Annotated in this window: 21 protein-coding genes; 6 read left to right on the top strand and 15 right to left on the bottom strand. The window is 62.9% G+C overall.

Translation table 11 applies throughout. The features are described from left to right. Nucleotide 1: 1 nt before the first annotated feature. A complete protein-coding gene (gene dctP / locus QQF40_RS08695) occupies nt 2-991 on the bottom strand; it encodes a TRAP transporter substrate-binding protein DctP (protein WP_285461089.1) in 990 nt (329 codons plus the stop codon). Between the two features lie 575 nt (nt 992-1,566). Then, complete coding sequence (locus QQF40_RS08700; protein ID WP_285461090.1) at nt 1,567-2,994, bottom strand: sodium:solute symporter family protein; 1,428 nt, start codon at nt 2,992-2,994, stop codon at nt 1,567-1,569. A gap of 186 nt (nt 2,995-3,180) precedes the next feature. Between QQF40_RS08700 and QQF40_RS08705 the strand changes: the two genes are divergently transcribed. Then, nucleotides 3,181-4,200: a LysR family transcriptional regulator gene (locus tag QQF40_RS08705; RefSeq protein WP_153635881.1), complete on the top strand. Its 1,020-nt coding sequence runs from the start codon at nt 3,181-3,183 to the stop codon at nt 4,198-4,200. 136 nt (nt 4,201-4,336) lie between these two features. On the opposite strand, the gene QQF40_RS08710 is transcribed toward QQF40_RS08705, so the two are convergent. From QQF40_RS08710 to QQF40_RS08745, 8 genes are all read right to left on the bottom strand, one after another. Further along, nucleotides 4,337-5,863: an aldehyde dehydrogenase gene (locus QQF40_RS08710; protein ID WP_285461091.1), complete on the bottom strand. Its 1,527-nt coding sequence runs from the start codon at nt 5,861-5,863 to the stop codon at nt 4,337-4,339. Next, the gene (locus QQF40_RS08715; protein WP_285461092.1) at nt 5,860-7,185 is read right to left on the bottom strand and encodes a Zn-dependent hydrolase; all 1,326 of its coding nucleotides are present in this window, start codon (nt 7,183-7,185) and stop codon (nt 5,860-5,862) included. Before QQF40_RS08715 ends, QQF40_RS08710 begins: the two co-directional genes overlap by 4 nt. A gap of 1 nt (nt 7,186) precedes the next feature. Then, entirely contained in the window at nt 7,187-8,920 is a 1,734-nt protein-coding gene (locus QQF40_RS08720; RefSeq protein WP_285461093.1) for a thiamine pyrophosphate-binding protein, read from the bottom strand. A 154-nt stretch (nt 8,921-9,074) separates the two neighbouring features. Further along, nucleotides 9,075-9,872, bottom strand: coding sequence for an aldolase/citrate lyase family protein (locus QQF40_RS08725; protein WP_285461094.1), 798 nt, complete (start codon nt 9,870-9,872; stop codon nt 9,075-9,077). A gap of 3 nt (nt 9,873-9,875) precedes the next feature. Continuing rightward, nucleotides 9,876-11,165, bottom strand: coding sequence for a TRAP transporter large permease (locus QQF40_RS08730; protein ID WP_136937720.1), 1,290 nt, complete (start codon nt 11,163-11,165; stop codon nt 9,876-9,878). Beyond that, on the bottom strand, nt 11,162-11,755 hold the full coding sequence (locus tag QQF40_RS08735) for a TRAP transporter small permease (protein WP_285461095.1): 594 nt from the start codon (nt 11,753-11,755) through the stop codon (nt 11,162-11,164). The genes QQF40_RS08730 and QQF40_RS08735 overlap by 4 nt, the downstream gene beginning before the upstream one ends. 2 nt (nt 11,756-11,757) lie before the next feature. After that, the gene (locus QQF40_RS08740) at nt 11,758-12,750 is read right to left on the bottom strand and encodes a TRAP transporter substrate-binding protein (RefSeq protein ID WP_175090143.1); all 993 of its coding nucleotides are present in this window, start codon (nt 12,748-12,750) and stop codon (nt 11,758-11,760) included. Between the two features lie 352 nt (nt 12,751-13,102). Continuing rightward, nucleotides 13,103-14,410, bottom strand: coding sequence for an O-acetylhomoserine aminocarboxypropyltransferase/cysteine synthase family protein (locus tag QQF40_RS08745; protein WP_285461109.1), 1,308 nt, complete (start codon nt 14,408-14,410; stop codon nt 13,103-13,105). Nucleotides 14,411-14,784: 374 nt separating this feature from the next. Here QQF40_RS08745 and QQF40_RS08750 point away from each other — a divergent pair, with 374 nt between their 5' ends. Beyond that, nucleotides 14,785-15,489 (top strand): alpha/beta fold hydrolase, encoded by a 705-nt coding sequence (locus QQF40_RS08750; protein ID WP_217485894.1) that lies wholly within the window; start codon nt 14,785-14,787, stop codon nt 15,487-15,489. Between the two features lie 46 nt (nt 15,490-15,535). Here the strand turns inward: QQF40_RS08750 and QQF40_RS08755 are convergent, their stop codons facing one another. Beyond that, a complete protein-coding gene (locus tag QQF40_RS08755) occupies nt 15,536-16,549 on the bottom strand; it encodes a helix-turn-helix transcriptional regulator (protein ID WP_285461096.1) in 1,014 nt (337 codons plus the stop codon). A gap of 141 nt (nt 16,550-16,690) precedes the next feature. Here QQF40_RS08755 and QQF40_RS08760 point away from each other — a divergent pair, with 141 nt between their 5' ends. Both QQF40_RS08760 and QQF40_RS08765 read left to right on the top strand, forming a co-directional pair. Then, a complete protein-coding gene (locus QQF40_RS08760; RefSeq protein ID WP_285461097.1) occupies nt 16,691-18,862 on the top strand; it encodes a TonB-dependent siderophore receptor in 2,172 nt (723 codons plus the stop codon). A gap of 65 nt (nt 18,863-18,927) precedes the next feature. Beyond that, the gene (locus QQF40_RS08765; protein ID WP_285461098.1) at nt 18,928-19,818 is read left to right on the top strand and encodes an alpha/beta hydrolase; all 891 of its coding nucleotides are present in this window, start codon (nt 18,928-18,930) and stop codon (nt 19,816-19,818) included. A gap of 173 nt (nt 19,819-19,991) precedes the next feature. On the opposite strand, the gene madM is transcribed toward QQF40_RS08765, so the two are convergent. From madM to QQF40_RS08785, 4 genes are all read right to left on the bottom strand, one after another. After that, the gene (madM, locus tag QQF40_RS08770; RefSeq protein WP_175090148.1) at nt 19,992-20,753 is read right to left on the bottom strand and encodes a malonate transporter subunit MadM; all 762 of its coding nucleotides are present in this window, start codon (nt 20,751-20,753) and stop codon (nt 19,992-19,994) included. A 10-nt stretch (nt 20,754-20,763) separates the two neighbouring features. Further along, nucleotides 20,764-21,246 carry a malonate transporter subunit MadL gene (gene madL / locus QQF40_RS08775; RefSeq protein ID WP_175090149.1) on the bottom strand — a complete coding sequence of 161 codons (483 nt, stop codon included), beginning with the start codon at nt 21,244-21,246 and terminating at the stop codon, nt 20,764-20,766. A 247-nt stretch (nt 21,247-21,493) separates the two neighbouring features. Then, a complete protein-coding gene (locus QQF40_RS08780) occupies nt 21,494-23,053 on the bottom strand; it encodes a malonate--CoA ligase (protein ID WP_175090150.1) in 1,560 nt (519 codons plus the stop codon). An 84-nt stretch (nt 23,054-23,137) separates the two neighbouring features. Beyond that, nucleotides 23,138-24,601 (bottom strand): malonyl-CoA decarboxylase, encoded by a 1,464-nt coding sequence (locus QQF40_RS08785; RefSeq protein WP_285461110.1) that lies wholly within the window; start codon nt 24,599-24,601, stop codon nt 23,138-23,140. Between the two features lie 428 nt (nt 24,602-25,029). Between QQF40_RS08785 and QQF40_RS08790 the strand changes: the two genes are divergently transcribed. After that, on the top strand, nt 25,030-25,695 hold the full coding sequence (locus QQF40_RS08790) for a GntR family transcriptional regulator (RefSeq protein WP_175090151.1): 666 nt from the start codon (nt 25,030-25,032) through the stop codon (nt 25,693-25,695). Nucleotides 25,696-25,887: 192 nt separating this feature from the next. Next, nucleotides 25,888-26,112: helix-turn-helix domain-containing protein (locus QQF40_RS08795; protein WP_285461099.1), on the top strand; the 225-nt coding region annotated here is incomplete at its 3' end.

The following is a 26,112-nucleotide window of genomic DNA, read 5'->3' on the forward strand; positions in this document are numbered from 1 at the left end:
CTTACTCGCTGACGGTGGTCAGGTTCTTCTCGATCGCCAGTTCACGCATGGCGGTCACCGTGTCCGGGGTCTTGTCGATGCCCAGCTGCCAGATGCCGTCCGTAACGAGGGCATCCAGACGCTTGGCGTCTTCCGGCGCGAATTCGGTGGCCTGCATGCCGGCTTCGTCCAGCGCCTTCCACTCTTCGATGGCCAGTTCATCCAGGATCGGGATGATCTCGGTCTCCAGCTCGCGGCCTTCGTCGAGCAGCACTTGCTGCTGTTCCGGCGACAGGGAGTTGAAGGCGTTGAGATTCATCAGCATGAAGTTGTAGGTCTGACCGAAGGTCGGCTTGGAGTAGTAGCCGGCGACTTCCTGCCAGCCCATGTCCTTGACGCCATTCAGGCCCCAGGCCGCGCCGTCGATCACGCCACGGTCCATGGCGGAATAGACATCGCCACTGGACATCAGCACCGGCGTACCGCCCAGGCCCTTGGTGACGTTGGTGTAGGTGGGGCTGCCGCGCAGACGGCGGCCATCCAGGCCCGGCGTCCCGGTGATCGGCTCCTTCAGCACGTACTGGAAGCCGTGGCTGCCAAGCGGCGGAATCGCGATCAGCTTGAGGCCCAGGCCGTTGTAGTGCTCATCGACCATGTCCCACAGGCCGGATTCACGTGTCTGTTCCGGATTCACCGCCACGCCATCCATCGCGGCGCCGACGCCGGTGGTGTTGGTGTGGTAAGCAGCATGGGTATACAGCAGCTGGAAGACACCGGCCGCGACAGGCTGCAGCTGCTCGAAGGGCGGCACCACATCCGGGCCGGTCAGCTTGATGGTGAGGTCGGCGGCCTTGTTGGCTTCGACTTCCTTGATGAAGCGTTGGGCAATCTCGCGGGAGTAGGCAGTGGTCTGGTCGTAACTGGACAGCATGCGCAATTCGGTGGCCATGGACTGGGTGGCCGGGAGGAGTGCGAGCAGCGGGAGCAGAAGAGCGGGCTTGAGGGTTTTCATGACAGTATCCACGTTATCGTTATTGTGAGCGGGGCAGTGCATGCGGGACTTCTCGTGACCATGATGCTGCGTCCGGGAGATGCATGCGGTACCTGTCCCTGCTTCTTGTTGTGATGGTACGCCTTCAATCTATGAGGCCCTCCCTTCGCGGTCAACGAATCATCAGCCTTTTGGGCTTTCAAATTTCAATACGCAGTATTTGCCAGATTTATGTAAGAAAATATGTGTGTATTGTGCCATGACAACTTGCGGGGGTTGTGATGGGGAATAGGCCGATTGATGGCAGAAAAGGCAGGCAAGTCGCCGCATGGATGGTGGGCAGTAGATCGCGAAAATCTTCCTGAAGCCATCTGCTCGGCGAGCCGAATGGTCAGCAGAATGGCTATCAGAAGGGCTGTCAGAGTGACGAGCAGGAAACCCGCAGAGCGCTTGATCTTGAACACAGGAAAGCCCCCGTTGCCGATGACCTCTTGTGAGTCTCGGCAACGGGGCTTTCGGGTATTACATCACTGTCTGACACGCACTGAGTGCAACCGTTATCCTGGCCAGGCAGGTTAGTGAGTCAGCTTGGCCAGTCAGCGCGCCGCGGACTCGGTCGAGAGAGTCAGGCTCGGCTTGCGCAGCGCCAGCGGCATCAGCGCCAGCGAGACCGGCAGGCCGATCATCACCGGGTGCAGGCCGAAGGGATGGCCCAGCACCTGCCAGAGCACGGCGGTGGCCAGCCCGCCCCACATCATGATCACCCCGCCACGCGGGTCTGGCGTGCGACGGCACAGTGCGACCACCGTCGGCACCAGCACACCGCAGACCAGCATTGCGCTGCCGGGAATCCAGATATCGAGCAGACGCGGTGCATAGAGTGCCAGGCCCAGTGAAATCAATGACATGGCGACCACCGAGTGGCGGCTCATGCGAAGCATGAAGGCATCATCGCGGCCCTTCATGCGCGGCTTGATGATGTCGTTGGCAATCGACGACGCGCCGGCGATGAAGAACGAATCGGCGCACGAGATGATGGTCGCCAGCAGCACCACGACCATGCTGACCATCAGCGGCAGCGGGAGTGTCGCCTTGATGATGGCGTAGAAGGATAGGTCCGGATTGGCCACCGCGATATCCAGACCCAGTTTCGCAAAGGCGCCGATCAGGACCACGGCAGCGCCGACCAGCAGCGTGAAGACGATGGCGACGGCGTAGCCGGTGCGTGCCGCCTTGAGGCTGCGTGCGGCCCAGAAGCGCTGCCACAGGTCCTGGCGCACGAACTGATAGGCGCCGATGGTCAGCATGTAGACTGCCAGTTCATGACCGGAAATGCCGGTCAGGCTCAGGAAGTCAGGGTTGCCTTCGGGCATGGATGCCGCGCTGATGGACTCCCAGCTGCCGCTGGCGTAGTAGACGGTGACCAGCAGGAAGAAGATGCCCAGGGTCTGCAGGGTGCCCAGGATGGCATCTGACCAGATGACCGCCATCAGGCCGCCCAGCCATGTCTTGGCGGTCAGCAGTGCCCAGGTCAGCAGGATGCCCACCGGCAGTGCCAGGCCGAACACCAGCTTGAGCACCGTGGCCACGGCCACGAACTGCATGCCGGTGATGGCCGCGTAGGCACACAGGATACTGAGCAGGGTCGGCACCCTGACGCCTTCGCCAAAGCGACTGACCAGGAAGTCGGCCAGTGTCACCATGTTGAGGCGCTCGCCTTCGGCGTGGATCCTGCCGATGAAGAAGTACAGCGCGATGCCCGCGAAGGTCATGCCCACCGGCAGCCACAGCTGGCCCATGCCGAAGGTGTAACCCTTGGAGACGAAGCCCAGCAGGGTAGAACCGCCGACGGCGGTACCGATCAGTGTACAGATCAGCGGGAAGGTCGAGGTGGAACGGCCTGCGACATTGTAATCATCATAGGTCTTGATGTGGCGGAAGAAATAGAGCGAAAGCCCCATCAGAAATACGCCACATGCTATGATCATGATCGAGAGAATGAAGGTTTCTCGGGTATCGAACATCGTCGTGTTTTCCGCTTTATTGATTTTGTATTGATCGTCATTGCTGTCTTGAGTGAGAGGGAATATATCACTCGAGGGCAGACGTCGGTGACGCGGTGCTGACTTTATTGCTATCTGGGTGTCGGCGAGAGTGCGTTTCATTGCGCTCTTGCCGGTCGCGCCACTTTCGGGACAGGAACAATCACCATGCGACCCATACATGACACGCTGGACTGGAACCTGCTGAGAACATTCATCGTCATCGTCCAGGAGGAAAGTGTCAGTCGGGCCGCGGCGCGTCTCTACCTGTCACAGCCAGCGGTGAGTCTGTCACTCAAGCGCCTGGAAGAGCGCCTGGGGCAGCGTCTGATCGAACGGGACAGTCACAGCTTTCGCGTGACGGGGGCGGGGCAGGTGGTCTATCGCGAGGCGGTGGAGATCTACGCCAACGTGGCGCGTCTCGCCTCTGAGGTGGGCAACAGTCATACGGAGATTTCCGGGCATGTCTCGCTCCTGTTCATCACCGGCATCGAATGCCGATTCCTTGATAGCGTGTTCGCGCGCTTTCATCGCTGTTTCCCCCAGGTCACTTTCTCGATCCAGGAAATGTCCAGTCACGAGGTGCAGCAGGGTCTGCTGCAGCGCCAGGGGGCCTTGGGTATCTGTCTGGCCCAGCAGACGCCCGAGCAGCTGATGTCTCAGGTGCTGGCGCGCCAGAGCTACCGCTATTTCTGTGGTCGCATGCATCCGTTGTTCGGTCAGCAGAATCTGCCGCTGGAGGCGCTGCGCAATGAGCGTTATGTCTCCTTTGGCAGTGAGCAGCTCGATGGCGTGCTGTCACCGCTGGCGATGTTCCGCGCCCGCGAGGGCTTGCAGGGCCCGGTGATCGGTCAATCCAGCAGCCTGCAGGAAATCCGCCGTATGGTGCTGGCCGGCTGGGGAATCGGCTGCATGCCGGAACACACCGTGCGGCGCGAGATCGACGAAGGCCAGCTCTGGCCCTTGCCACCCTATGGGGGCGTGGCCGATATCGATCTGCACCTGATGTGGCATCGTGAAGCGCGTTTCAGTGCCGCCGAATCCACCTTTGTCGACTTTCTGCACAATGCGCTGGCCAAGGTGCCGCTGGAAGAACGCTTGCATCGTGGTCTCGAAATGCAACTGCCGGACACGAATGCCGTGCTGGCCAGTGACGGTGCGCCGGGTGGTGATACGCCCGCCACTTGAGTCACCTTTGAGGCTTGTTCAAGACGATGTGCTGGAGCCCGTCCTGAAGAGTGTCCTGAAAGCCCAGCGCCGCTGTCACCAGAGAGTCCGGGTGGCAGCGGCGCTTCGGGGCTACCCGCGTTGGTCGACCGACGTCTCAATAGGCCAGATTGATCCAGGTGGTCTTCAGGTCGGAGTACTTGTCCAGCGCGTGCAGCGACTTGTCACGCCCGAAACCGGACTGCTTGACGCCACCGAAGGGCACGCTGATATCGCCATCGGCGTAGCAGTTGACCCACACCAGCCCTGCCTTCAAACGCCGCGAGACACGATGGGCACGCGCCAGATCGCGTGTCCACAGACCAGCGCCCAGCCCGTAGATGGAATCATTGGCCAGTTCGATGGCTTCTTCTTCGCCGCTGAAGCGGGTCACGCCGAGCACCGGGCCGAAGATTTCCTCGCGCATCACGGTGCTGTTCTGGCCGCCTTCCACGATGGTCGGCTCAAGATACCAGCCGCCTGAGGTGGCATCGCTGGGCGCGATGGCACGGCCGCCCTGGTGCAGCGTCATGCCTTCCGATAGCGCCGTCTCGACGAAGCCGAGCACCTTCTCGTGGTGGTCCGCACTGACCAGTGCGCCCATGCGCGTGGCCGGGTCGAGCGGGTCACCGGCCGGCATGGCACGGGCGCAGGCGATCAGGCGCGGCATGAAGTCATCGAAGATGGCCTCATCGACGTACAGGCGTGAACCGGCGATGCAGACTTCGCCCTGATTGATGAAGATGGCATCGGCGGCGGCGCGAGCGGCCTGGTCCAGGTCCGGGCAATCGGCGAACACGATATGCGGCGACTTGCCGCCACACTCCAGCCACACACGCTTGAGGTTGGAGTCGCTGGCGTAGCGCATGAAGCGCTTGCCGGTCGCGGTGGAGCCGGTGAAGGCCAGCGCATCGACTTCCATGTGCAGGCCAAGCGCCTGACCCGCTACCGCGCCCAGGCCTGGCGTGACGTTGAACACGCCCGCCGGAATGCCGGCTTCATCGGCCAGCGCCGCCAGACGCAGCGCACTCAGGCTTGAGGCTTCGGCCGGCTTGAGCACCACGCTGTTGCCCAGCGCCAGCGCCGGCGCGAACTTCCAGGAGGCGATCATCAGCGGGAAGTTCCACGGCACCACCGCCGCGACCACGCCCAGCGCTTCACGGGTAATGGTGGCGTGCACGTTCTCGCCGGTAGGCGCGATCTCGTCGTAATGCTTGTCGATGGCCTCGGCGTACCAGGCCACCGAGCGCGCGGTTTCCGCCAGATCGAAGCCCAGGCTGTCGCCGATCGGCTTGCCCATTTCCAGCGTCTGCAGCAGGGCCAGTTCTTCGGCATTGTCGCTGATCAGCTGGGAAAAGCGCTGCAGCACGGCCTTGCGGGCCTGGGGGGACTGACGCGACCACACACCGGAGTCGAAGGCGCGACGCGCGGCCATCACGGCGCGGTCGATGTCCTGCTCGGTGCAGGCGGTGACATGCGCCAGCACTTCACCGGTGGCCGGGTTATATGCCGGGAAGGTGTCGCAGCCGGTGCTTTCCACATAAGCACCGTCGATGAAGGCACGCGTCTCGAAGGTCAGCGCGGCGGCGCGCTGCTGCCAGTCGGCATGCGTCAGCGGAACGGAGGTTGCAGTGGTTGCGCTCATTGGGCGTTCTCCACGGTGGTAGTGTTGGTGCTGACGACACCGGCGCGCTTGAGCATCGCCAGCAGCAGCACATTGGCACCGGCTTCGAGATCGGCAGGCTCGGCGTTCTCGCTCTCGTTGTGGCTGATGCCGTCTTCGCAGGGTACGAAGATCATCGCCACCGGATTGATACCGGCAATCTGCACGGCGTCGTGACCGGCGCCGGTTTCCATGTCGCGGAAGCTGAGTTCCAGCTCCTGGCTGGCGCTGCGCACCATCTCGACCAGTTCCGGCGCGAAGGGCGTCGGCGGAATGTGCTGGACCTCGATCAGTTCGACATCGACGCGCTGCCTGTCGCTCTGGTTGGCGGCGTGATGCTTGAGGCACAGAGCCTTGAGCTGGTCGTGCATCTCGGCGAGCACCGCCGGTTCCAGGTGGCGCAGGTCGACGCTGAAGCGCACCTGGCCCGGAATCACGTTGCGCGAGTTGGGATGTACATTGAATTCGCCACAGGTGACGCGACCGTTGGGCTGATAGGCATCGGCCAGCGTCAGGATGTCGCTGACCAGCGCGCAGGCGGTCTTGAGCGCATCGCGGCGGTAGGGCATCGGTGTCGGGCCGGCGTGGGCTTCCTGACCACTGACCACCACGTCGAACCAGTGCAGACCCAGCGAGCCGGTGACGGCACCGATGGTAATCTCTTCCTGCTCCAGCACCGGGCCCTGCTCGATATGCGCCTCGAAATAGGCGCCGAAATCGTGGCTGCCCACCGGCACGTCGCCGGCATAGCCGGTGCGCGCCAGTGAGGCGGCAACGCTGTCGCCGTCGCGGTCGGTGGCGGCCAGTGCCTTCTCGAGCGGAATCAGGCCCGCATGCACCCCGGACCCCATCATCACCGGCACGAAGCGGCTGCCTTCCTCGTTGGTCCAGATCACCACTTCCAGCGGGGCTTCGGTCTCGATGCCGTGCTCATCCAGCACGCGCATGACTTCCAGGCCAGCCAGCACGCCGAAGCAGCCGTCGAACTTGCCGCCGGTGGGCTGGGTGTCGATGTGGCTGCCGGTGGCGACCGGCGGCAGGCTGTCATTGCGGCCCGGGCGACGGGCGAAGATGTTGCCGATCTCGTCGACGCGCAGCGTGAGGCCTGCGGCCTCGAGCCAGCCGGTGACCAGCTCGCGGCCGGCGCGGTCTTCTTCGGTGAGTGCCAGGCGGCAGTTGCCGCCCTTGGGCGTCGCGCCGATCTCGGCCAATGTCATCAGCGCGTCCCACAGGCGCTTGCCATCGACGCGCAGGGCGAGGGAGTCCAGCACGTCTTGAGTCGCTTGAGTTGAGGATGTGCTCATGTCAGATACCTCCCTTGTCGTTGCGTGTCAGAGCATCTTCACGGATGCCGCTGAGCAGCTTGCCCGGGGCGATGCCGTCCGGGTCATAGCGCAGCTCGATCAGTGCCGGCAGACGCTCTCGGTCGGCAAATTCCAGTGCGCGCGTGAAGCTTTCCTCGAAGTCCTCGTCCTTCTCCACCACCTGACCCAGGCCGCCGTAGGCGGTGACCAGGGCGGCGAAGTCCGGGTTGGTGAAGGTCAGCGCGATCTCGCGGCCCGGGAAGTCGTTTTCCTGGTGGGCACGGATGGTGCCCCACATGCCGTTGTTGAACACCAGCACCACGATGCCCAGACGATATTGCAGCGCCACGCCCAACTCCTGCAGGTTCATCTGGAAGCAGCCATCACCGGCGTAGCAGACGGCGGGGCGTTCCGGGAATTCCAGCTTGCTGGAAATGGCGGCTGGCAGGCCGTAACCCATGGAACCGACGGTCGGGGCCAGCGAGCTGCCCAGGCCACGGAAGCGCACATAGCGGTGGGCGTAGAGCGCGTAGTTGCCGGCGCCGACGCTGATGCAGCCCTTGCCATCGAGAATGCGGTCGACGGTCAGGCTGACCTTGTCCAGGCTCAGCGGACCCGGCGACGGCTGCTCTTCCAGCGTGGCCAGATAGGCGGCGCGCGCCTCGCGGGTAATGTTGGACCAGCGCGGGGCGCTATCCGGTGACAGGGTGGCGAGCGCCAGCGCGAAGCCGTTGACGTCAGTATTGATGGCCAGCGTTGGCTGATAGACGCGGCCCAGCTCTTCCGGGTCTGCATAGATGTGCACCAGTTTCTGGGTCGGCACCGGCGACTGGATCCAGCTGTAGCCTTCGCTGGTGGCCTCGCCGATACGGGTGCCGACGGCGATCACCAGATCGCTCTCGACCAGCTGCTGGCGCAGTGCGTCATGCATGCCCATGCCGACGTGACCGGCGAATTGCGGCAGTTCGGCATCGACGCACTCCAGACGGCGCCAGGCGACACCGGTGGGAATATCGAAACGCTGGGCGAAGCCTTCCAGCGCGACCTGGGCATCGCGGGTCCAGCCGCTGCCACCGACCAGCAGGAAGGGGCGCTCGGCGCTGGCGAGCAGGCGCTTGAGCTCATCCAGCTGCGGCTGTCCCGGGTAGGTGGCAAGACGCGGGTGCGGCTTGACGTCCGCGACCTGGGCTTCGCCCCACAGGGTGTCTTCGGGCAATGCCAGCACCACCGGCCCCGGACGGCCGCTGCGCGCCACCTGATAGGCACGGGCGATGTATTCCGGAATGCGTGAGGTGTCGTCGATCTGCGCGACCCACTTGGTCATCTCGCCGAACATGCGGCGGTAATCGATTTCCTGGAAGGCTTCGCGCTCGATGAAGTCACCACCGACCTGACCGATGAACAGGATCATCGGCGTGGAGTCCTGATAGGCGGTGTGCACGGCGATGGAGGCGTTGGTCGCGCCCGGGCCACGGGTAACGAAACATACGCCCGGCTCGTTGGTCAGCTTGCCGTAGGCTTCGGCCATGTAGCCTGCACCACTTTCCTGGCGACAGACGATGGGCTCGATGGCGCCCTTGTGCTCATTGAGCGCATCGATGCACGGCAGGTAGCTTTCGCCCGGCACCAGGAAGACACGCCTGGTGCCGTGCAGACGGATCTGGTCGACGAGGATCTGCCCGCCATTGCGCAGCGGCAGGGTGGAAGCGGAGGAAGTGTTCGTGGCCTGAGTCATGGGGGTGCTCTCGTTGTTGTTGAGAAATCGGTGTAGAGAATTCGATATTGAGAAATCGGTGTTGAGACGCCGCTAGTGTTGAAGCGGCAATGAATTCGGTGCGCGCTCGGCAGGGCCGCCTTTCAGAACTGCGACGCGGTGCTGTCGGCGGGCATCAGGTCACCGCCCCATCAGCGGGCCTCGGGCCAGCGCCGCGAGCGGGCATCAAGTCATAGAGCGCTTCGAGCTGTTCGGGGTGGATGACGCAACGCGCCTGCAGCCCCTGCTGATTGGCCCAGTGCTGGTCGGTGCCCAGCCCGTGCTGCCAGCGCCATGGGCCATCGATGGCCAGTCGTTCATGGCGCTGGCAGACCTTCGCCAGCCGCGCGCGCCACGGCTTGAGCGTCTCGGTGATGGTGGCGACAGGCTGGTCGGGCATCAGGCCCAGATCCGCAGCCAGATCTCCGGTACCGATCAGTGCGCCCAACAGGCGTGGGGTATCATCGCCGGCGGCGAGCAGTTCCTCGGCGGCCAGCAGTCCGGCCTGGCTTTCCAGTGTCGCGACGCTCTTCAGGCTGCCCCGTGGCAAGCCGTGCACCGCTTCCTGCTCGGCCAGGGCCTCATCCAGCGCTGCCAGCTGGGTGCGTTGCTCGACGGCGGGCAGGAAGATGGCGGCGGGAGCCCCGCTGGAATCGCCTTGGGTGGTGCTGATCAGTTCGGCTAGCTCGTCATGTCCGCCGTGCGTGAGCCGGTTGAGACGTACGCACGGCCACACCTTCAGGGCACGGGCGCGTCTGGCGAAGTCGGCGAAGCGGCTGATGGCAAGCTGGCGTCCGGTGGCCGGGGTGAACTCCTCGAGATCGACGACGATGGCATCGGCGCCGCTGGTGAGGGCGGCCTGCAGACGGGCGTCGTCGTCACCCGGCACGAACAGCCAGCGCTGGGGAAGCTTGTGGTCTATGGCGGTGGTCATCACTCAGCCCTCCATCAGGTTGGGCAGGAACAGCACGAGTTCCGGGATGAAGGTGATCAGCATCAGCACGGTCAGCATCGCGCCCAGCATCAGGCCCAGCGGACGCAGCGAATCGCTGACGTTGATCCCGGCGATGCGACAGGCGGCCATCAGATCGATCCCCAATGGCGGCGTGTTGGCGCCGATGGCCAGATTGACGGTCAGCAGCACCCCGAAGTGCACCGGGCTGATGCCGTATTGCGCCAACAACGGCATCACGATGGGCGTCACGATAATGATGATCGCCACGCTTTCCATGAAGGAGCCCAGCACCAGCAGCACGGCGGTCAGCAGTAGCAGGACACTGATGCGGCTGTCGGTGAATTCGCCGATCAGCTGGGCGATGGCCTGCGGCACCTGCTCGTAGGTCAGGCCCCAGGCGAACATGCCGGCCGCCCCGATGATCAGCAGGATGGCGCCGGTGGTCTCGGCGGTCGCGCGGACACTGTCCAGAAAGCCGCGCCAGGTGAGGCTGCGATAGACACAGGTGCCGATGATGATGGCGTAGAGAATCGCGGAGGCGGCGGCTTCGGTGGGCGTGAAGACCCCGAAGCGGATACCGCCGATGATCATCACCGGCACCATCAGGGCCGGCATGGCGCTGAGCAGGGCACGGCGACGCTCGCCGGGCACACGGGCCGCGACACCGCCCGACCAGCCATGCTTGCGTGACAGGTAGAGGGCGACGCCGACCAGCGCGACGGTCAGCATCAGGCCGGGGATGATGCCGCCCATGAACAGCTGGCCCACCGAGGTATTGGAGGTGGTGCCGTAGACGATCATCACGATGCTGGGCGGAATCACGGTGCCGATGGAGCTGGCGGTGCCGACCAGCGCACTGCTGAAGCCCTTGTCATAGCCGTTGCGGGCCATGGTGGGCAGCAGCATGCTGCCGATGGCGATCACGTCCGCCACGCCAGACCCCGACAGCGCGCCGAACATCATGCAGGCGAGCACCGCGACCACCGCCAGGCCGCCGCGGATGTCACCGACCATCGCCATGCACAGGCGTACCAGGCGTTCGGTCAGACCGGCGCGGTTCATCAACTGGGCGGCGAGCACGAACAGCGGGATCGCCAGCAGGGTGAAGCTTTCCATTCCGGCCACGAACTGCTGCGCCGAGACCATCATGGGCGCGGCACCAAAGGCCAGCAGGTAGAAGAGGGCCGACATCAACAGCGCGAAGGCGATGGGGATGTCGATGAGGATGCCGAGCGCGAAGACGCCGAGCAAAGCCAGGGCGCCGAGTGTCATGGGGCATCTCCTTGGCGAGATGAAGCGTTGTCAGACGCAGTGGTATCCGTCTCGTGAATCTCGGCTGCGATGGCCGAAGGGCTCAACAGATGCTCAAGCTGGATCAGGGCCATTGCGGTGCAGCACAGCGGCACGGACAGATAGACGACACCGGCCGGAATCTGCAGCGCAGTGGTGGTCTGACGCATGGTGATGGCGGTCAGGTCCATGCCTGCCTTGGCCAGCATCATCAGCATGATCAGGATCATGACGTCAGTGATGCGGCAGGTGATGCGCTGGATACGCACCGAGCGCACCAGCAGCGGTAGCAGGCCCGCACTCAGATGCGTGCGGTTGCGGGTGCAGGACACCGCGGCCAGCAGGGTGGTCCATACCAGTACCAGCTGCGGCAACTCTTCTGCCCAGTGCGGCGGCTGACCCATGACCCAGCGCATGAAGACGGTCCAGATCACCAGTGCCGACAGCGCGGCGACTCCGCTGGCAGCCAGGGCCAGACAGCCCCGGCAGCTCCAACGTGAGAGGGTGATCATCAAGGTACGCAAGGCACACAACACGGCCTGCGGCTTGACGGAGGGAGAGGCGGAAGACATCGTCACTCGCCCTTGCGGTATTGCTCGACCAGGCCCATCAGCTCAGGCCCGAAGACGTCGGTGTACTCGGCCCAGACACCCTGCACCTTGGCATTGAAGGGCGCGGTATCGACCTCGTTGACCTGCATGCCGGCCTCCTCCAGCTTGGCCACCAGTTCGGCGTCATCCTTCTGGGTCATCGCGCGCTGCTTGTCACGCCATTCGTCGGCGCTCTTCTGCACTGCGGCCTGATCCTGCTCGGAGAGCTGGTTCCAGGTGAAGTTGGACATGGTCAGACACGCCGGTGCCCAGACGTGACCGGTGAGGGAGACGTAGTCCTGCACTTCGCTGAATGAAGAGGAATAGATGATGGCCAGCGGGTTTTCCTGGGCATCGAACACGCCCTGCTGCAGCGCGGAGTAGAGCTCACCGAAGGACAGCGGTGCGGGGCTTGAGCCCAGCGCGGTGAAGGTATCCAGACGCATCTTGTCCGGCGTGACGCGAATCTTCAGACCCGCGAGGTCTTCCGGGGTGGTGATGGGGCCACGGTTGTTGGTGACGTGACGGAAGCCGTTCTCCCACCACGACAGGATCTTCATGTTGTGTTCGTCGGCGATGTCCTCGAGCGCATCGCCCAGCTTGCCATCGTAGGCTGCGTAGGCGTGTTCGCGGTCCGGCCAAGAGTAGGGCAGTTCGACGATGCCGAAGCGGGCATCCAGCGGCTGGAAGGAGCCACAGCCGATTACCCCAGCCGGCACACTGCCGATCTGCATGCCTTCCACGACCGTCTTCTCGTTGCCGAGCTGTCCACTGGGGAAGACCTGGAAATTGACGCGGCCATCAGTGGCCTCGGCGACATCCTTGGCGAAGCCTTCCGCCGCGATGTTCCAGCTATGGGTGGGCGCCAGCACGTGGCCGAGCTTGATATCCTGGGCCTGAGCGGCGCTCAGCGGCAAGGCACAGGCCACCGCGATGGCGGTGGTCAGCAGGGCTGGCTTCAACTGGACGGATTTCATCGGGACACCTCTTGGAGTTGTTATCATCGTGACAGGCGCCTCTGTGTGCGCCTTGAGCCAAGAGTGTGTTCTGCTCGTGTATTTCGGTAGTTTCGATTTTTTATTCTTGGTATTAACCAGATTTATGCTGGGTCTGGATGTCCCGCCGATCTGACGGTTCAGCTGCATATATACCGTTATCTTTCTTGTCGTCACTTGCAGGTCTGGCAGACCTGAGAGAAGTGCAGTCATCGGGATACGCAACACAAGGCGCCCGCGAAGAAGCGAGTCTTCGCGGGCGCTGAGATATGACTGAGACTGCCTGGTTGGCGTCTCAATGTCGCCTGACTGTCGTTTAGGAACCGCTCCCGCGTCAGGCCACCGCCTTGTCCAGTGCCTGGCTGACATCGGCGATGATGTCGTCGATATGCTCGATCCCCACCGAGATGCGCACCAGATCCGCCGAGACGCCGGCCTTGGCCAGTTCTTCCTCGTTGAGCTGGCGGTGAGTGGTGGAGGCCGGGTGACAGGCCAGTGACTTGGCATCGCCGATATTGACCAGGCGCAGAATCATCTGCAGCGCATCGATGAACCTGCCGCCGGCGATGCGCCCGGCTTCGGCCTTGTCGTCACCTGTCGCGTCCGTCTTGATGCCGAAACTGATGATGCCGGAGGCCTTGCCGCCGGTGATCTTCTGACAGGTGGCGTGATAGGGGCTGTCCGGCAGGGCACCGTAGTTGACCCAGCTGACGCTCGGGTGCTGTTGAAGGTATTCGGCCAGTGCGAGCGCATTGCTGCAGTGGCGCTCCATGCGCAGGCTGAGGGTTTCCAGGCCCTGCAACAGCAGGAAGGCACTCTGCGGTGACAGTGCCGCGCCGGTATTGCGCAGCGGCACCACGCGGCAACGCCCGATATAGGCAGCCGGGCCGAAGGCTTCGGTGTAGACGACACCGTGGTAGGAGGGGTCCGGCTCGTTGAGGATCGGGAAGCGGTCCTTGTTGGCGACCCAGTCGAACTTGCCGGAATCGATGATGATGCCACCCACGGTGGTCCCGTGGCCGCCGATGTACTTGGTCAGCGAATGGATCACGATATCGGCGCCGTGATCGAAGGCGCGACACAGCACTGGCGTGGCGACGGTATTGTCGACGATGAGCGGCACGCCATGTTTGTGGGCGATCTCGGCCAGACGCGCGAGATCGACGATGTTGCCGGCAGGGTTGCCGATGGATTCGCAGAAGACGGCGCGGGTCCTGTCGTCGATCAGTGCTTCGAGGCCTTCGAAATCATCGAAGGCTGCCATGCGTACCTCGACCCCCTGACGCGGCAGGCTATGGGCGAAGAGGTTGTAGGTGCCGCCATACAGCTGGCTGGTGCTGACGATGTTGTCGCCGACCTGTACCAGCGCCTGGATGGCATAGGTGATCGCCGCCATGCCGGAGGACACCGCCAGCGCCGCGATACCGCCTTCGGCGGCGGCCATGCGTTGCTCCAGCACGTCATTGGTCGGGTTCATGATGCGGGTATAGATGTTGCCCGGCACCTTGAGGTCGAAGAGATCCGCGCCGTGCTGGGTATCATCGAAGGTGTAGGAAGTGGTCTGGTAGATCGGCACCGCTGCGGCCTTGGTGGTGGCTTCCGAGGTATAGCCGTGATGCAGGGCGAGGGATTCCAGCTTCATGTTGTCAACCGACATGACAGTGTCCTTGTGCGAGAGCGTGGCGAAGTTCTTGTTCTGTCGTGCGCTTTTCGTTCGTGCGCTTTTCGTTCGTGCTGTTTGCTATCGTGCGGCTGCGATCTGCCGCCAACACCAACAGGGGCGCATACCGCGACGACGCCCAACATTAGCAATGGGTCATCAGGATGTCTAAGCGTTTCCCGGCGCGGGCTGTGGCAGTGTCTTGAGAGCGACAGCTCGGAGATTCCATCATGGTGAACACAGGAGACATGGATGTGACATCACAAGACATCATATGCCAGCAGAACTGGTTGCAAGGCCCGTATGGTGCGTTGTTCGTGGCCCGGTGGCAGCCTGCTGTCCCGGACAATCACCCAGTGCGTGCGCCCATCATTCTGCTGCATGATTCACTGGGCTGCGTGACGCTGTGGCGAGGCTTTCCTGCAACGCTGGCGGCCAGTAGCGGACGCGAGGTAATCGCCTACGACCGGGCAGGCTTCGGCCGTTCGGAGGCACGCCATCACCCCATGCCGCTGGATTTCATCGAGCAGGAGGCTCGCGGCGACTTGCAGGCCGTGATCGAAGGGCTCGCGCTGGAGCGCTTCATCCTGCTTGGCCACAGTGTCGGCGGGGGCATGGCCATCGCCGGCGCCGCGACACATCATGCGCGTTGTCAGGCTGTCATCACCCTGGCGGCGCAGGCGATGGTCGAGGAGCTGACCCTGAGCGGTATCCGTGAAGCGCAACGCCTGTTTGCCGAGCCCGACCAGCGCGCACGACTTGCCCGATATCACGGCTCCAGGACCGAGTGGGTGCTCAGCGCCTGGATCGATAGTTGGCTGGCCCCCGCTTTCCGTGACTGGTGTCTCGATGCCTCTCTGGCAGCGTTGCGTTGTCCGCTGCTGGTGATCCATGGCGCGCAGGATGAGTACGGAAGTGCTTCCCAGCCGGCGCGCCTGACCGAGAACGCGGGGCGCGGTGCTGAGCTGCATCTTCTCGACGACTGCGGACATGTTCCGCATCGCGAACAGCCAGAGGAAGTGATGACACGACTTGTCCGCTTCCTTGCCGCTTGCGTCTGACATCCAGCGCCTTGCCCCGACCGTCCCCCTTGCATGTCGACTCACCCTACACCGCGCCGTTGTCAATGACAGTCCGCTGACTGGGTGGCACGCCGAACTGGCGACGAAAGGCGGTGGCGAAATTGGCGGCGCTGCGATACCCCGCCATTTCGGCCGCGGCCTCCACCGTCACATTGCGGTCCTGAAGCAGGTGAGCGGCACGGACCAACTGTCGTCGTCTCAGGTCCTGCGTCATGGTCTGGCCGTAGGCGTCGCGATAGCGGCGCTGCAACTGGCGCACGCTCATGCCCAGACGAGCGGCGATCTCCGCCTGACTTTGATAGGCGACTTCCCCGTTGTGGATCCAGTCTTCCAGCGTTTCCTTCCAGTCTGCCGTCTCCCGGGGAGGATGCCTTTCCCCGGCTCCCGTCTGGGCGGGTCCGGCCGCCAGGCATTCACTGATCATCTCCAGCGCCAGCGATTCGATTCCCAGACGCTGTGCCGGGGAGGTGGGACGCTGTCGGCTGAAGGTGTCCAGTCGTTCCAGCAGACGAGGGGACGGCCACCAGTGGAAATGCGCCAGATGGCGCATGTGGGACATCACCTCACTGGCACGTGAGACGTTCAGGTGCCATTTCAGCCAGGCCGGCGTCAGTGTCAGGATGGCGCTGTGTTCGTGGGCTCCCTTGGGACTGTTCAGTCGGAATTCAGTGGGCTCGTCCAGGGCGATGCACAGTGCACGCCCCGGCTTCAGCGCATGGCAGCGTGGCCCGAAACTGACCTCTGGCTCTCCACGCCACACCACCGCGATCTTCAGCGATGGCTCGATTCGGGAGCGAATCATCAGATCCGCTCGCTTGCGCACGCGGTTGAGGCGCATGAACAGTCCCGGCTGCGCTTCCTGTAGATGCATGTTGCCGATCAAGGCGCCGTCAGCGGACTGGCCCTCGGCAGGTTGGCATTGGTGGTCGCTGGTCAGCGCGCGCGCCATGCGATGCACGTGATCGAGCTCGATGATCCGGTGGCGTGCGCTTGCCGAGGTGTGAGAACTGGCGAGGCCGGGAGGGGGGGTAAGGCTCATCTTGTCGCACCTGCAAACATCAGGGAGGGTTCCGCAAAGGTTTTTGTCGTTCTGGAGTGCCAAAATGCCCCGTCAGCACATCAAATGCAAATAATTATCATTAGTGGCGATGATCCAGGACACGACAGGCAAGGGGACACGATGAAGAAGGTGAATGCACGAGGACGCGGTCTGTGCGGGGCAGGCACGCGTCGTCTGATGATCGGGGCAGGTGTGGTGCTGGTCAGTCTGCCGGCACAGGCGGAAGATGCGACGATGGTGCTGGATACCCAGCGGGTGACGGGGCTGCGTCTGTATGACATGGCGTCCAGTGAGCAGAGCGGCGGCTACAGTGTTGATGCTGCCACGGTGGGCTCGAAGGTACCGGCCTCGCTGCGCGACATTCCGCAGTCGGTGAGCGTGGTGACCCATGACGCCATCGAGGACCAGAACTTCATCACGCTGGATCAGCTGGCGGCACGTACGCCGGGTGTGCGGGTGCTGAACAATGACAGCGGTCGTTCCTCGATCTTCGCGCGTGGCTATGAATACGATGCCTACAGCATCGATGGGCTGTCCGCACCGATGTCGAGTCTGACGGGCTCGGTGCCTTCCCTGACTGCCATCGACCGGGTCGAGGTGATGCGTGGGCCGTCCGGCCTGTTCAACAGCACCAGTGAGCTGGGCGGTGTGATCAATCTGGTGCGCAAGCGCCCGACCGATACCTTCCAGGGCTCCATCAGCGGCAGTGTCGGGACGCTGGAAGACCGAAGCGTCAGTGTCGATATCTCCGGACCCATCGATGAGCAGGGCCGTATCCGCGGCCGCCTGGTGACCCGCTCCACCGAGCAGGCGCAATGGGTGGATGACAACGACAACACCCTGAATGATTTCTATGGCGCGCTGGATATCGATCTGGATGAGAATACCGAGCTGTCACTGGGGGTGATCCACAACACCAAGGACATCACCGTCAATCAGGGTCAGCCGGTGGATGGAGACAACAACTTCACCTATGGCCGCCGTTCGGCATTCTACGGCGCGGACTGGAACAGCTTCGAGAGTGATTCCACCGATGTGATCGCCGAGCTGACCCATCGCTTCAGCTCACGCGGCTATGGCCGGCTGGCGGCGCGTTACAGTGACCGCAATGCGGATTATGAATACGCCTACAGCGGCTCGGCACTGAGCGATACCGGCGACTTGAGCAGTGTCGCGGGTTATGCCGGTTTCACCGATGAGACCTCGGTGAGCGTGGATGCCAGCTATACCCAGGGCTTCGATGCCTTCGGCAACCAGAACGAATTCGTGGTCGGGGTCGATTACAAGACATCGGAATCGGACACCACCGCAGCGCGCACCAGCAACCTGACCGGCTCTGGCGCCAGCATCAGCGAGCTGAACAACCTCGCCTATGTCGACATACTCGGCAATGCCCGTGATGGCGTGAGCGGTTACAGTCTGTCGCGCACCGAGACCACCCTGGAAGAGCAGAGCCTTTACGGCAAGGTGACACTGCGTCCCGTGGCACCGCTGGCAGTGATAGTGGGTGCGCGCGTCAGCCAGTTCTCGGCCGAGACCGAAGACAAGCTCAACGGCGGCAGCAGCGACATGCAGGACACCGCGTTCACGCCCTATGGCGGACTCGTGTATGACCTGGATGCCGACCACTCTATCTACGCCAGCTATTCCAAGGTCTTCGAGCCGCAGACCAGTGAAGACGAAGATGGCAATCTGATCGACCCGCGCGAAGGCGAGCAATACGAGATCGGGATCAAGGGCAGCTATCTGGATGGTGCGCTGAATGCACGCATCAGCGGCTTCCAGCTGACCGACAGCCACCGCGCGGCATCCTCGACCGACGGAAGCGTCAGTTACTCGGTGGATTCCGGCAAGATGCGCATCACCGGCGCCGAGCTTGAACTGGCCGGCAACATCACGCCGCAGTGGGATGTCATCTTCGGCTACACCTACATGGACTCCGAGGTTCTGGAAGCCGGCAGCTCCGATGCGTTGCTGATGCTGATGCCCAACAACATGGTCAATCTGTGGACCCAGTATCGCTTCGAGGGCAACCTGCTGGATGGCGTGTCCGTCGGTGCCGGCATGACGGCGCTGAGCGATTTCGACAGCACCCAGGGCACCATCCATGCGCCGGGCTATGCCGTGTTCGATGCCATGCTGGGCTATCAGTTCACGCCCAGACTCAGTGGCCAGCTCAACGTCTACAACCTCTTCGATCGTGAATATTACGTGCGCGCCGGTTCGGCCAGTGTCTTCAACTTCGTGGGACGCCAGGCCAGTGCCGTCGCGACCATGAAGTACGAGTTCTGATGATGCGTCTCGGATTGCGAGCACGCGTGAGGCTATTCGTCCGGCGACAGGCCTGGGGCCTCATCATGCTGACCACCGGTACCGTCTGCTTGCCGGGCTTTGCCATGGCTCACACCGCTGATGATGCTCTGCCAGGCACCACGACCTCTTTCACCCAGCATTCGCGTCTCACGGGGCACGATTATCTGATCCAGGTGGCGCTGCCGCAGGCCGCGCCGCCTCAAGGAGGTTATCCGGTACTGCTGGTGCTGGATGGCAATCGCTACCTGGACCTTTTCACGGCGGCTCGGGACGTGCTGGGTCGCCGTGGCTTTGACAAGGCGCCGTCAGATCTCGCCATCGTCGCGGTCGGCTATGCGGGCACTGACGAGCAGGAAGAGGTGGCGCGGGGTACCGTCACGACGCTGCGCTACAAGGACTTCACGCCACCGCTCACCAGCGGCACGGCCCCTGAGGGGACGGGCGGTGGTGAAGATTTTCTCGCCTATCTGACCCAGGCTCTGCCGTCTGAACTGGCCTCACGCTATCCGCTCGATCTCGAGCGACCTGCGCTGGTCGGTCACTCGCTTGGTGGCCTGTTCGCACTCCATGCCCAGCAGAAGGTGCCCGAGGCCTTCGGCGCCATCTTCGCGATCAGTCCTTCGCTGTGGTGGCTGCAGGAAAATGACCAGGCCAACTGGCCGCTGCGTCTTGCCTGTACCGAGGCGGCGGGTCCGGTATTGATTGCCGCTGGCGGACGCGAGCAATCGCCGCAGCCAGAGCGCAATGACCCGAAGCGGGACAGACTGCGTGTCCAGCGCGCGATGATCGACAACGCCCATGCCTATGCCCGCCAGCTGGGCGAGCGCTGCCCGCAGATCGAGGTGCAATGGCGGCGTTATGCAGGCGAAGATCATGGCAGCGTGATGTGGCCCGCCGCGCGCTCGGTGATGGAAATGTTGTTGGAGGCACGCTGATCAGGCTTGCCTGCGTGAGAGCGTGCATGTGAAAGGAAGCAGTCAGGCAGTAACAAGACGACGGCGGCATCAGCATGGGACATGTAGCGTCCTGACTGATGCCGCCGTCGTCTTGTTTCAGCGCCGCTTGTTCAGAGCGGTTCGTGTCATAGCCTCTCGTGTCAGAGCGATGCTTACATCACCGCACGCACCGCGAGGAACAGCACCGTCGGGGCGAGCAGAATGCCCAGGCCGGTGTAGAAGGTGGCCGTCATCGCGCCGTAGGGCACCAGACGGGCGTCGGTGGCGGCGAGACCGGCCGCGACGCCGCTGGTGGTGCCGATCAGGCCGCCGAAGATCATCGCGGAGCGGGGGTTGTCGAGCCCGATCAGGCGCGCCGTCATCGGCGTGGCCACCATGGTCAGGATTGATTTCACCAGCCCGGCGGCAATCGACAGCGCGACCACTTCGGAGCTGGCCCCGAGCGTTGCCCCGGTGACCGGGCCGACGATATAGGTGACTGCGCCCGCGCCGATAGTAGTGATATCGACAGGATCGGTATAGCCGAAGGCGATGGCGACACCACCACCGGCGACGAAGGAGATCAGCACGCCGACGAACAGCGCCACGACACCCCGAAAGCCGGTCTGACGGATTTCGCGCAGGTTGACCCCGTAGGCGGTGGCGATGATCGCGAGATCGCGCAGCATGCCGCCACCCATCAGGCCAAGCCCCGAGAACAGCGTGACATCCGAGAGCCCCTTGCTGCCGCCGGTGGTCGCACCGCCCACATAGGCGAGCACCAGGCCGAGGATGATGGCGATGGCGGAGCCGTGCAGCTTGCCGTGGGTCAGATTGTTGCTGATCCAGTAGGCGACATACATCGCCAGGCCGATCACGGCGAAGGCAGCGACCAGATGATACTTGTCGAACAGTTGGACGAGTGAATCGATCATGGTTCAGCCCTCAGAGTTTGTGCGCAGGCGTGGAGGAAGCGTGGCGGTTGCGGTCCAGCACCGGGGCACCCGTCGTCACTGAGGTTCTGGTCGGCGTGTAGCGGGTCTCGCCGGCCAGCGGGTCATCTTCCAGCGCATTCTCGGGGCGCTTGCCGGTCAGCAGCGGCACGAGGGCCAGCCCCAGCACCACGGCCAGCACGCCCGCGACCAGCGCGACCATGCCACCACTGAAGGCCGCGACCACGTTCTGGCTGGCGGCCATCGCGACCACGATGGGGATGTACATCGCGTTCCAGAAATTGATGCCGCTGGCGGTGCTGTCGGCCATCTTGCCGCGGTCCTTCAGCACGCCGGTGATGAAGATGAGCAGCAGCATGGCGATGCCGACACCGCCGAGATTGGAATCGATATTGAGCATTTCTCCGAGCAGGTCCCCGATCACGAGACCGGCCATCATGCACCCTGCGAGCAGGGCAACTCCGTAGATCACCATGGCGTAATACCTTCTTGTTGTTGTGGTTAAGTGGTGGTGAATCAGTGTGGCGTCTTGTCGTCTATCCGACTTGTCTCTTTATCCAGGTTGGCTGGCCTGGCGTTGAGTGTCTTGTGTCTGACTATTGCGCGTCCTTTGTCTGTCCTTGGCTGGGCTTGAGGGTGAGTGAGTCCACCGGCATGACGTAATGGCGTCACGCCATGCCGATGGCACGAATGTATCGAGTATCAGGCCTGTCAGGGGTGGCTCAGCCGTGTGAACGGGCCGGCTCAGGGGCGAACAGCTCCGCATACTCCTCGCGCAGCTGTTTCTTCTGCACCTTGCCCATCACGTTGCGTGGCAGGCTGTCGATGAAGAATACGCGCTTGGGCTGCTTGTAGCGGGCCAGCGTGTCGCTGAGGGCGGCGAGCACCGCTGCTTCATCGAGACTGCCCTGGTGGCCGGCCTGCATGACCACCACTGCACAGACACCTTCGCCGAAGTCTGGATGCGGTACGCCGAACACCGCCGATTCGTTGACGCCGGGCATGTCATCGATCAGCAGCTCCACCTCCTTCGGGTAGATGTTGTAGCCGCCGGAGATGATCAGGTCCTTGTCGCGACCGCTGATGCACAGATAGCCATCGGCATCGATATGGCCGAGATCGCCGGTGATGAAGAAGCCATCCTCGCGGAATTCGCTGGCGGTCTTTTCCGGCATCTTCCAGTAGCCCTTGAAGACATTGGCACCGCGCACCTCGATCAGGCCTGTCTCGCCACGCGGCAGGATGGCACCTGTCTCGCGGTCGGTGATGCGGACTTCGCTGCCGGGCAGCGCCATGCCCACCGTGCCCGGACGGCGTTCGCCATCGTAGGGGTTGGAGGTGTTCATGTTGGTCTCGGTCATGCCGTAGCGTTCGAGAATCGCGTGGCCGGTGCGTGCGCTGAATTCGCTGTGGGTCTCGCTGAGCAGCGGTGCGGAACCGGAGACGAACAGACGCATGCCGGCGGTCGTCTCGCGATTGAGGCGCTCGGACTCCAGCAGGCGGGTGTAGAAGGTTGGCACGCCCATCAGCACGCTGGCGCGCGGCATCAGGTCCAGAATCTGCTCGGCATCGAACTTCGGCAGGAAGGTCATCGAGGCGCCCACCGTCAGCACGATGTTGCAGGCTACGAACAGGCCGTGGGTGTGGAAGATGGGCAGGGCATGGATCAGATGGTCATCGGCAGTGAAGCGCCAGGTCTCGGCCAGCGCCTGGCAGTTGGAGGCCAGATTGGCGTGGGTCAGCATAGCGCCCTTGCTGCGCCCGGTGGTGCCGGAGGTATAGAGGATGGCGGCGAGATCATCGGCGGCGCGCGGCTCGATTTCACTGCTTGCGCTGCACTGGCGCGCTTGCTCCATCAGACTGCCGTCCTGCTCGGTGCCCAGACTCTCAACACGCGGCACACCACATTCCTTGCCCAGTGCGCGCGCCGTCTCCAGCACCCTGGGCTGGCAGACATACAGGTGCGGACCGGCGTCGCCCAGGAAGTAGCGGATTTCCTCGCCGGTATAGGCGGTATTCAGCGGCAGATAGACCGCACCGACCTGCAGGCAGGCCAGATACAGGATGACCGTCTCGCAGCTCTTGTCGATCTGCACCGCGACGCGGTCGCCCGGTGCCACGCCCAGCTCGCGCAGGGCAGTGGCCATCTGGCCGGCGGCGGTGCGTGCCTCGGCGAAGGTGTAGCCGTGGCCTTCGACGGTGTCGAGGAGGGTGGCATCCGGGCGCTCATCGAAGTTGCGCGCGAATTGCAGATAGAGGTTGTCGTTGTCGGCGTGAGGCATCGTTGGCTCCAATGGCGTTGTTGTTGTAGTGAGGCGTGCTCCGGCAGGCGGCGTGCCTGACGGGCGAATCATTTTTCGAGCGGCTCATTCTTCCAAAGACTCAGGCGCTGGCTTGCTGTCATTGGCATCAGCAGCCGACTTCGGCGCGGGCGGCTGCTCGTCTGTTTTGGGTGGCAAGGAATCGCTTTCCTTTCTGGCTTCGCGCTTCGGCGCCCTGGCCAGCTCCTTGTTGGCTTTCGACTCCTTCTTGACCTCGCTGCTGCACACCACGCTGTCGTTGCGGCTGAAGGCCTCGTGGTTCTGCTCGATGCGGTGCGGCTCGTAGAGGTAATTCACCATCAGGCCGTGGGCTTGCTGGCGGCCATTGGGCGAGGTATCGCCGGGCCAGTTGAGGCGATGCAGGCTGGCACCGTTGCCGAGGTGGAAGCGGGCGACCGGGTCCATCGGCTGGCCGCTGCGGTGCTTGACGTTGACCAGATAGTGGGCGGCGAGGGCGCGCAGTTCCGGCGCCATCTTCTGCTGGGCCTCCTCGTCATTCATCCAGTCATCGTGCTCAAGGTGATGGGCCAGCAGGTCGGAGACTTCCAGGCCTTCGTCATCACGTGCACGGGCCAGCCACTGACTGAAGCCTGGCACCGGCGAGAGAGTGACGAAGCGGCTGAGGTTGGGCAGTTCGCGTTGCAGCTCCTGCACCACCTGCTTGATCAGGAAATTGCCGAACGAGATGCCTTTCAGGCCCTTCTGGCAATTGCTGATGCTGTAGAAGACGGCGGTGTCCGCCTCGCGTTCGGTGGTCTGGCCGCTGTTGGCGAGCAGATGCTGGATGTTGTTGGGCACGCCCTTGCACAGCGCCACTTCAACGAAGATCAGCGGCTCGTCGCCGATGGCCGGGTGGAAGAAGGCGTAGCAGCGGCGGTCCTCGGGATCGAGACGGCCGCGCAGGTCGCTCCAGTCCTGTATGGCATGCACCGCCTCGTAGCGGATGATCTTCTCCAGTACCGCGGCGGGGGTGTTCCAGTCGATGGCCTCCAGCATCAGGAAGCCACGATTGAACCAGGAGGCAAACAGATGCGCGAAGTCGGCATCCAGCGGCTTGAGCTCCGGGTGCTGCTTGATGAGCTTGAGCAGGTCGGCGCGCATGCGCACGATTTCATAGGTGCCGCCGGGGCACAGGTTCAGACGGCGCAGCAGCGATTGGCGCCTGGGTTCGCTGGCGTCGAACAGTGCACTGAGATTGGCGTTGTCCGGGGAGTCGCGATAGGCGGCGTAGGCGGCGTGAATGCGGCCTTCATCGGCGGCGTAGTGCTCGGCCAGCACGCGGAAGAAGGCGAGGCGCTGTTCGTGGTCCAGCTGCTGATAATCCTCCAGCGCACTCTGGGCCATCATGATGCGTGAGGCTTCACCGCTGCTCTCGGTGAGGTTGTGGCAGCTCTCGGTCAGGCGGGCGAGGGCAGTGTCTTCATTGCCGGCGCCGGGCGAGAGGCCGACCTGCTGGCGGGCACGCTGGCCGACGTGGGTCAGCAGGTCCTGCAGAAAACTCAGATTTATGTTCATAGCGGTCTTCCTCAAGGCGCGAGACGCGAAGCTGTGGTGGCTGATTCCTGTCCATTGCTCAGTATGGCGTCTGAGACTTGAATATTTGGCTTCGTCTTGTTGTATACAACAGATAGGCGTCTGATGTGTTAGCGTCAAGTCTTGGCATGCCAGACACGACTAAAGTCAGTTTCCTGTGCGGCCGCATCCCCTGTTCAATGAGGGCAGGGAGCAAAGCCTGAAGCGCGTGGTGGTGGGCGTGACAGCGGTGAATCGATTTCTTCTTTAAAAGCAAAGGCGCAACAATAAGAAGGTCGCTTTCAGAATCACCGCTGCTGACACGTTCATGGTGACTGACAAGGCCACAGCGACTGACAAGCGATGCCCCATCAAGACCGCTTCAACGAGAACAGCCGCCAGGCCACAGCACAAGGACGCCGATGATGATCAAGATGTCTCATGCGCAACGCCTGCGAGACCTGCTGGAAGACGCCATCGTCGAAGGGCGCTTCCCGCCGGGCACCAAGCTCGATCCCGAAGCGCTGGGCCGCGAGTATCAGTGTTCCCGCACCCCGATTCGCGAGGCGCTGCAGCAGCTCGCCGCCTCCGGCATGGTGAAGGTAGTGCCCAAGCGCGGCACCTTCGTGACGCAGCTAGGGGTGTCGGAGCTGGTGGAACGCTTTGAAGTCATGGCGGAACTGGAAGCCATGTGTGGCCGACTCGCCGCGCGACGCATCACCCCGCAGGAACTTTCTGAACTCAAGGACGCCCACGCCGCCTGCCGTGAACGCCTGGAAGCCGACGACGCCAATGGCTACTACTACGAGAACGGCCTCTTTCATCACTGTCTCTACCGCGCCAGCCACAATGCCTTCCTCACCGAAGAAGCCACGCGCCTGCACGCCATCCTCAAGCCTTACCGCCGCCTGCAACTTCACGTCCGCCACCGCATGCACAGCTCCTACGCTGAACACGAAGCCATCGTCGCCGCCATCGAAGCCGGCGATGCTGCTGCTGCCGAGCAGGCGCTGAAGGATCACGTGCATATCCAGGGGGAGAGGTTTACGGACCTGGTGGCGAATTTTGAGCGTTTGCATGAAGTTGGGTAATTAACTTTAACTTACGTAAGCTTTTGCTTTATTTTTATACAGTTTAAATCTTACTCATTTTGATATTTCAGGGATTCTATATGATATTCAATAACAGCTCTGAGGCGAAAGAGTATGTTGTTCTAAAAACGAATAGGCTTGGCCGCAGATTCTGAGTGCAACACCTGAGTTTCCCTGTAAGGTATTGCGCTCATGTCATACTCAGAACTCAGCATTACTGATCGTGCCACTATCCAGGTTTGCCTCTCTCAAGGCTTGAGCCTCCGAGCCATTGCTCGATGCCTGAGTCGTTCTCCCTCCACTATCAGCCGCGAAATTCGTCGAAATAGTGAGCCGGGCAACGACTACCAAGCTGAACGCGCGCAAGCGTCCCGACTCAAGCATCGGCGCTTTTGCCGGCCCAAGCGTAAGCTTTCC

The organism is Cobetia sp. LC6, from assembly GCF_030264805.1.
GTDB lineage: Bacteria > Pseudomonadota > Gammaproteobacteria > Pseudomonadales > Halomonadaceae > Cobetia.

What these genes read in the sequence shown, in the direction of transcription:
- QQF40_RS08720 (WP_285461093.1), bottom strand. Translation starts at nt 8,920, where the DNA reads ATGACTCAGGCCACGAACACTTCCTCCGCTTCCACCCTGCCGCTGCGC.
- QQF40_RS08725 (WP_285461094.1), bottom strand. Translation starts at nt 9,872, where the DNA reads ATGACCACCGCCATAGACCACAAGCTTCCCCAGCGCTGGCTGTTCGTG.
- QQF40_RS08780 (WP_175090150.1), bottom strand. Translation starts at nt 23,053, where the DNA reads ATGCCTCACGCCGACAACGACAACCTCTATCTGCAATTCGCGCGCAAC.
- madL (WP_175090149.1), bottom strand. Translation starts at nt 21,246, where the DNA reads ATGGTGATCTACGGAGTTGCCCTGCTCGCAGGGTGCATGATGGCCGGT.
- QQF40_RS08740 (WP_175090143.1), bottom strand. Translation starts at nt 12,750, where the DNA reads ATGAAATCCGTCCAGTTGAAGCCAGCCCTGCTGACCACCGCCATCGCG.
- QQF40_RS08745 (WP_285461109.1), bottom strand. Translation starts at nt 14,410, where the DNA reads ATGAAGCTGGAATCCCTCGCCCTGCATCACGGCTATACCTCGGAAGCC.
- QQF40_RS08735 (WP_285461095.1), bottom strand. Translation starts at nt 11,755, where the DNA reads ATGTCTTCCGCCTCTCCCTCCGTCAAGCCGCAGGCCGTGTTGTGTGCC.
- QQF40_RS08755 (WP_285461096.1), bottom strand. Translation starts at nt 16,549, where the DNA reads ATGAGCCTTACCCCCCCTCCCGGCCTCGCCAGTTCTCACACCTCGGCA.
- QQF40_RS08760 (WP_285461097.1), top strand. Translation starts at nt 16,691, where the DNA reads ATGAAGAAGGTGAATGCACGAGGACGCGGTCTGTGCGGGGCAGGCACG.
- QQF40_RS08765 (WP_285461098.1), top strand. Translation starts at nt 18,928, where the DNA reads ATGCTGACCACCGGTACCGTCTGCTTGCCGGGCTTTGCCATGGCTCAC.
- QQF40_RS08710 (WP_285461091.1), bottom strand. Translation starts at nt 5,863, where the DNA reads ATGAGCGCAACCACTGCAACCTCCGTTCCGCTGACGCATGCCGACTGG.
- QQF40_RS08700 (WP_285461090.1), bottom strand. Translation starts at nt 2,994, where the DNA reads ATGTTCGATACCCGAGAAACCTTCATTCTCTCGATCATGATCATAGCA.
- QQF40_RS08715 (WP_285461092.1), bottom strand. Translation starts at nt 7,185, where the DNA reads ATGAGCACATCCTCAACTCAAGCGACTCAAGACGTGCTGGACTCCCTC.
- QQF40_RS08705 (WP_153635881.1), top strand. Translation starts at nt 3,181, where the DNA reads ATGCGACCCATACATGACACGCTGGACTGGAACCTGCTGAGAACATTC.
- madM (WP_175090148.1), bottom strand. Translation starts at nt 20,753, where the DNA reads ATGATCGATTCACTCGTCCAACTGTTCGACAAGTATCATCTGGTCGCT.
- QQF40_RS08730 (WP_136937720.1), bottom strand. Translation starts at nt 11,165, where the DNA reads ATGACACTCGGCGCCCTGGCTTTGCTCGGCGTCTTCGCGCTCGGCATC.
- QQF40_RS08790 (WP_175090151.1), top strand. Translation starts at nt 25,030, where the DNA reads ATGATCAAGATGTCTCATGCGCAACGCCTGCGAGACCTGCTGGAAGAC.
- dctP (WP_285461089.1), bottom strand. Translation starts at nt 991, where the DNA reads ATGAAAACCCTCAAGCCCGCTCTTCTGCTCCCGCTGCTCGCACTCCTC.